Origin of the sequence: Bartonella rattaustraliani AUST/NH4, from assembly GCF_000312565.1 — a bacterium.
GTDB lineage: Bacteria > Pseudomonadota > Alphaproteobacteria > Rhizobiales > Rhizobiaceae > Bartonella > Bartonella rattaustraliani.
In genome coordinates, this window is the sequence record NZ_CALW02000021.1 from 1 (window position 1) to 6,557 (window position 6,557).

The following is a 6,557-nucleotide window of genomic DNA, read 5'->3' on the forward strand; positions in this document are numbered from 1 at the left end:
ACACGCACACTCAAGCAAAACTTTAAAAAGAGAGCGACTTATTTGGGAGAAAATGATATGAGCCATAAAGATCAAAGAAAGAGTAAAACATCTTGTCATGCGCAATATGGTGAAGAGAACCAGCAAATTGGTCACTTAAAAACGCAAGAAATAATGATTGAAACGCACAATCCTTATTTTCAACCAACGCACCCAGAAAGCGCGAGCAACCCACGCACAGTCAAAGCTATTGCCAATGCAAAAGGCCGGCCTATTGCGCTTTTATACGCGAAAGGACATATCAGTAAAGCACAGTATAAAGCAGCAGAACGCTTTTATATTTATTGGCGTCAAAGCCAGTCTGATCTTCATATGAGCCCTGATTATATGCGTGAAAAAGTTGCGTGCAGCCAAGATTATACACACCCTATTGAACGTCAAATAGAGGCGTCCAATCATCTAAAAACGGTCAAAATCCATCTTGGTATTCTTGGCTATTCCCTTGTAGAGAAAGTTGTTGGCTATGATCAAGCAATCAAAGATTTAAGCACCTCGAAACGAAAACAAAACTCCCTTGCAGACCATTTACGAGATTGTTTAGATCTTTTGGCATTTTATTGGGGATATACCAACCGCGAGCATTCCGAATAATTTCCCACTCTGGATCCTTTCTGCTCTCAGATTATAGCTGGACCCTTCCAGATCAGACCGGACCTAAAGACATCATGTTTCATACAACCAACCATTCAATGCAACCTCTACACTTAAAGCAAAATATTGAACAGTCTCTCATCAAGAGAGAGGGATCAAGATCTCTTAAATGAATCTGAACGGAGTATACCAGAAAAAATGTTCCCCAAAACATTCCAAAAAAATTTTATTGAACGCTGATTTCTTCAACCCCAAGGTGACGCATCCCTTCCTCCAAATGCCGCATCTCCAACTCCAAAACACCGCGCCCCAACCTTCAAGTTGCCACACCTCACCTCCACTGGTAAGGTTTCACCAAAAGCCGCACCTCCGCCACTCCCTCATCAACAGCTGATTTTCTCAACCCCAAGGTGACGCATCCCTTCCTCCAAGTGCCGCATCCCCAACTCCAAAACACGGCGCCCCAAACTCCAAGCTGCCAAGCCTCACCTCCACTGGTAAGGTTTCACCAAAAGCCGCACCTCCGCCATTCCCTCACCAATAGCTGGTAACACATTAATTCATACAGAGGAAAAATGCCTCTCATGAATCATCTTCATGCAAGGGCTGTCGCAATCTCATAAGCGCGTAAATATATTATCAGTCGGTTAATATACTACGAGTTGGTAAAGGGAATAATGATACGGGTTATCCCTTGATAAGCGTGAAGATGGTGGTTTTCAATGGATCTATCGTTGTACAATTCACCCACGATGCCGTGAAATGGGCTTAGGGGTTCTAAGATTGGCGCCACAGAAGTCTCTTTAAAACAAGCCCGTGAATGTGCAACGTGGGTGGCGTTATGTTTTGCGTGAAGACGTGATCCTATTAAAGAACGTGAAAAACAAAAGCGTGAGGCAATGCGCACTCTTCATTCTCTTAAAGCCATTGCCGTGGATACTTTTGAAAGCTGTAAAGCTGAATTAAAGGATAATGATAAATCTGGATATTGGTTTTCACCTTTACAACTTCATGTATTCCCTGAAGCTGTCTTCCCATTTTTAGAAATCACGCAAACAGATATACGCAATACACTAACCCCTCCTATGGCATACAAAAACTGCTACAGTTGCCACACCCTATAACCATACCTCCTCACTGGAAAAAAACGTCATCAAAAGTCATTAAAGAACTGCCCTACACCGTCGGCAATAATAAAGAGTAAAAATTCACAAAACCATATTCCACTCTTGAAAAAACAAACAGTGAATAACGCGTTACGTATCCCCCTTACATGTAACTGAAGAACTGCTTTATGCAATTTTTTATGAAACAGCAAAAACACCTCTACCTACTGGTCTCTTTCATCACACCAGCCCCCTCGAAACAACATCACCGACAATCCCCCACGGATAAGCGCCCCTCAAAACCACCATACGACGATCCAAAGCCGCCGTAATAACATTGCCCCGTGATAATATATCACGAGGGAACATCGCCAAAAGTTATGCTGACTGAAAATAAAACGAGCCACATTGATCCCATAAAAACCGCTTTACACAAAAATCCCCCGCCAATAATGGTCTTCCTCCACACCCTATAACCATGCCCCCTCACGTAAAAACACTTTCGCCAGAACCACTTTCCCCATAAACTGCAACACGTTGATTCATAAGTATTTTTATCGTTTCTCACCTTGAATCACAACCCCGAATACCCATAAGATTCTCTCATCTCAAACCACTTCATATTGAATCAATTTTATTCACTTGGTTTTATGCCATAAGCAGGGTTGGCATGTGGATAAAAATTAGTAAGGATAAGGAGGAAAAATGCCTCTCATGAATCGCCTTAAGTACCAAGGGCTGTTGCAACACCCATGCGCTGGTAAAGTGAATGATGGTGCCGGCTTGACCCTTCATAAGCGTAAAGATGGAGGTGCGCAATGGATTTACCGTTATACAATTCACGGGCGCCGTCGTGAAATGGGCTTAGGGGCTTTAAGACATGTCTCTTTAAAACAAGCCCGTGAACATACAACGTAGGTGGCGTTCTGTTTTACATGAGGGTCGTGATCCCATTAAAGAGAGTTAGAAACAAAAACGTGAGACAATGCGCAATCTTCATTATCTTTCTTCATTATCTTAAAGACATTGCTGTGGATGCTTTTGAAAGCTGTAAAGCTGAATTAAAGGATGATGATAAGTCTGGAGATTGGTTTTCATCTTTACAATTTCATGTACTCCCCAAATGAGGCTGTCTTCCCATTTCAGGAATTACACAAACAGAGATACGCGATACGCTTGCCCCCATATGGCATACAAAAGCTGCAACAGCAAAAAAAGCAATGAATCGCCTTAATCTTTGTTTCAAACATGCTGCTGCATTAGGATTAGATGTTGATTTACAAGTCACAGAGAAAGCACGCGCCCTTTTAGGGAAACAACGCCATAAAATTATTAATATGCCTGCAATGGATTGGAAAGATGTGCCGGCTTTTTATAAAACACTTTGCCAAAAACAGAACCACTTTCCCCAAAAACATTGTGATTGAAATCTCTTCACTTTTTATAAAAATATAAAAACGTGAAATTTCTTGTAGATCTTTATTCAATATTATCTGTTCAAATTTATCAAAGAGACGCTATTCTACACCATTTCAAACAACATATAACCAGATTTTTAGACTTAAATCTTCTTATAAAAGTGGCACTTTGATAAAGAATAAACCCATTTTACAAAGAGATGGAATTGTCTACATAGTACAGAATACACTTAAGTCTATTTTTTCAAAAACGATAATGATTGAAACAACTTCACGCTTATATACTGTTTTATGATATTTGTTTTTACCCCATGAATATTTGATAAAAAAGACCTTTAAAGCTTGCAAAAACACAATAAAATCAAAAAAACACCACAGTGTGATGCCAAAATGCTGAAAATTACTATAGATTTTTTAGTTTCTTTTTATTACAGTTTCAACACGACTCGTATGACCCTATCATACAATCATTTCAAACTTGAAGATATGAGATGTGTATCCTGCGGATATTTAACAGCCAACCGGTTATAAAACACAAAATGTATAAATCATTGACTCTCTCTGTCTTCTCACGAAATATACTTAACCTATAGGGTGCATCCCAATTCATGCAGGATGCACCCTAGCCTTCATGGGATGCCTCCAGGTCATCATAGGACGCACCCCACTCCTCATGGGATGTATCTCGACCCTCACGGGATACACCCCAACCTTTATGGGATGTATCTCGACCCTCACGGGATACACCCCAACCTTCGTGGGATGTACCTCGACCCTCACGGGATACACCCCAACCTTCGTGGGATGTACCTCGACCCTCACGGGATACACCCCAACCTTCGTGGGATGTACCTCGACCCTCACGGGATACACCCCAACCTTCGTGGGATGTACCTCGACCCTCACAAGATACACCCCAACCTTCGTGGGATGTATCTCGACCCTCACAAGATACACCCCAACCTTTATGGGATGTATCCTTGTCCTCACAAGATACACCCCAACCTTTATGGGATGTATCCTTGTCCTCACAAGATACACCCCACCTTTTATGAGACGCATCCTTGTCCTCACAGGATACACCCCAATTTCAGAGGGAAGATATTTACTTTTACAGAAATACGTTTTTACAAAGATACATTAGCATTTCGTTTTATGAGCCCCTTTAATATGGTGCAAAAGAGAAGTCTACCAACAAATCTTTTTGCCACCCATCATATGAATACCTAAAATCTTCAAAATCCACTTTTATGAATCATAAAATCAATTTGAAAGAATTAATTGGGGCAAATAAGGGTAAATTTTGTCAATTTCTGGGCAAACATTATTCTTTTTTATGATTGTTGCATTTTTACTATAGTTATCTAAAGTGAATTTATATATACTCCATTTTGGATATTTATTTATTTTAAATAAAGTGAGGAGCAAAACTATGAAGAGCAGATATTTTTTCATAGTAGGTGCAATTGCAAGCAGTTTAGCGCTTGTGCTTCAAGAATACAGGCATAGAGCAAATCAACAACCATCTCCTCATTGTTGCTGCTTACATTGTTGAGAGAACGCATTTATACTTTCTGGAACCAAGAGTTCAACAATTCAATAGTTATATCGACAATAACCAATAACAATGGATCTTACAAAAACAATTTATAGGAGTTATTTTACGCAGGCATAAATTTGCTGTATACACTATATGACTTTGTTCGTTCTGTTATTCACTTTGGTGTAAGAATGTTTTTTACAAAAACCTTGATTGCCGATATACTATAAGTTTACAAAGAAAAGAACGCCCTCATAGAAAAACCCTCGCTTATATTCATATGAGATCACTCTAAACGAGAATAGATACTGCATATTAGATATTTATTTTCAATAAAGAGAGGAAAAAACTATGACTATCCGATATTTTTTCATAGCAAGTATGGTTGCAAGCGGTTTCGTTCTTGCACTTCAAGGATCTGAGCATAGAGCAAATCAATATCTCTCTCCTCTTGTGGTTGCTTATACTGTTCATACAACGGATTTGCGTCCTCTTGCCTCCATAAAGAGCACATTAGAAACATGGAAAGATAACTTAAATAGATTACAAATGAATAATAGAACGTACAAAGATGATCTAGAAGATTTATATGATCTAGTCGAAAGTTTACTGGCTACAATATATGAGTTTTTTCGTTCTCTTATTAGCTTATGTATAAAAGTCTTTATTGGCAGAAGCTAAAGTATCTGTATACAAAAGCTTACTCAAAAACCCTCCCTCATAGAAAAACCCTCCCTCATATTCATCTTAGAGTGATCTAAAGTGAATTATTATTATGACCACGTATTGGATATTTATGAAGAATAAATAATTAGGAGAAAAATGATGATTATCCGATATTTTTTCATAGCGGGTGCAGTGACAAGCAGTTTAGCCTTTGCACTCCAAGAATCTGAATATAAAATCAATAAACAACCCTCTCCTATTGTTGCTCCTTATACTGTTGATCGAACGGATTCACGTCTTCTTCAACCGATAAAGGGCACACTCATTGACACATTAAATATAGGGATAAACATACCGAGTATCTCACCAGCCCAGAATAAACCATATCCAAAAGATATAGAGAATTTATATGATCTAGGACAAAGTTTACTGTCCACAATCTATGATTTTATTCGTTCTGCTATTATCTTATGCATAAAAATGTTTATTGGTGCTTGAAGTGTCAATACACCGTAATTTACGAAAAAAGACCCTCCCTCATATGAGGGCGAACAGTTAAGTATTAACAAAAAAATATGCGCAAGGCTTCAGTAAAAATGGAGCCTTGTTTTGCGTTTATTTTTTTATTTATGAAGGATAAGAATTTTTTCATCTTTATAATGTCTTTGTTTTGCTTGCCCTCTTGTCTGAAAGGGAAAAACTTTTCACCTCTTTCCTATTTGTCATAAGATTGATTTTTTAAAATTGATTTCTGAAGACGTCACGCATAGAGCCCTTGATGCACTATAAAATTTACTGATACAAGCTCACAGGCTTAGAATTCACCGGCTTAGGACTCAACCGGCTCAAGGCACAGGCTCAAGGCTCACAGGCTTAAGCGACCAACATACCGCGACCGGCTCAGTTTTTTTGAATATAGCTTTGCTCTTCTACATACTATGAATGCAAAAAAACGCATAGCAGACAGAGACAACATTGATCTTTTGATGGCACATGAAGATGCACTCTCTTTATGGCCTAAAAGATTATCTTGAAGGATCACCTTTTATGACACCACACTTATGAAGGAACAAATCGGCACCATCACTCTCTTTACCAACGCATGGTATATTGACCAGCTCATAATAACCAACGCATGATATTTACCAATCCATAGGGTATATTGATTCGCCTCATGGTTTTGCGACAGCCCTTGTG

General features: G+C 39.0%; 5 protein-coding genes and 2 pseudogenes. 5 read left to right on the forward strand and 2 right to left on the reverse strand.

The genetic code is table 11. The features are described from left to right. Positions 1-57 precede the first annotated feature (57 nt). Together BN67_RS03400 and BN67_RS14755 are read left to right on the forward strand one after the other, a co-directional pair. A complete protein-coding gene (locus BN67_RS03400; protein WP_026088143.1) occupies positions 58-630 on the forward strand; it encodes a hypothetical protein in 573 nt (190 codons plus the stop codon). 762 nt (positions 631-1,392) lie between these two features. Next, positions 1,393-1,737: pseudogene (locus BN67_RS14755) on the forward strand (hypothetical protein); the annotation flags it as partial. 239 nt (positions 1,738-1,976) lie between these two features. Here the strand turns inward: BN67_RS14755 and BN67_RS15180 are convergent. Beyond that, entirely contained in the window at positions 1,977-2,111 is a 135-nt protein-coding gene (locus BN67_RS15180) for a hypothetical protein (RefSeq protein ID WP_280101210.1), read from the reverse strand. A gap of 330 nt (positions 2,112-2,441) precedes the next feature. Here BN67_RS15180 and BN67_RS14760 point away from each other — a divergent pair. Beyond that, positions 2,442-3,127: pseudogene (locus BN67_RS14760) on the forward strand (tyrosine-type recombinase/integrase); the annotation flags it as partial. A 633-nt stretch (positions 3,128-3,760) separates the two neighbouring features. Here the strand turns inward: BN67_RS14760 and BN67_RS03440 are convergent. Further along, positions 3,761-4,216, reverse strand: coding sequence for a ribosomal eL19 family protein (locus BN67_RS03440; RefSeq protein WP_019222748.1), 456 nt, complete (start codon positions 4,214-4,216; stop codon positions 3,761-3,763). Positions 4,217-5,045: 829 nt separating this feature from the next. Between BN67_RS03440 and BN67_RS03445 the strand changes: the two genes are divergently transcribed. Next, positions 5,046-5,375, forward strand: coding sequence for a hypothetical protein (locus BN67_RS03445; RefSeq protein ID WP_019222749.1), 330 nt, complete (start codon positions 5,046-5,048; stop codon positions 5,373-5,375). A 141-nt stretch (positions 5,376-5,516) separates the two neighbouring features. Further along, a complete protein-coding gene (locus BN67_RS03450; protein ID WP_244427026.1) occupies positions 5,517-5,858 on the forward strand; it encodes a hypothetical protein in 342 nt (113 codons plus the stop codon). The last annotated feature ends 699 nt before the right edge of the window (positions 5,859-6,557 follow it).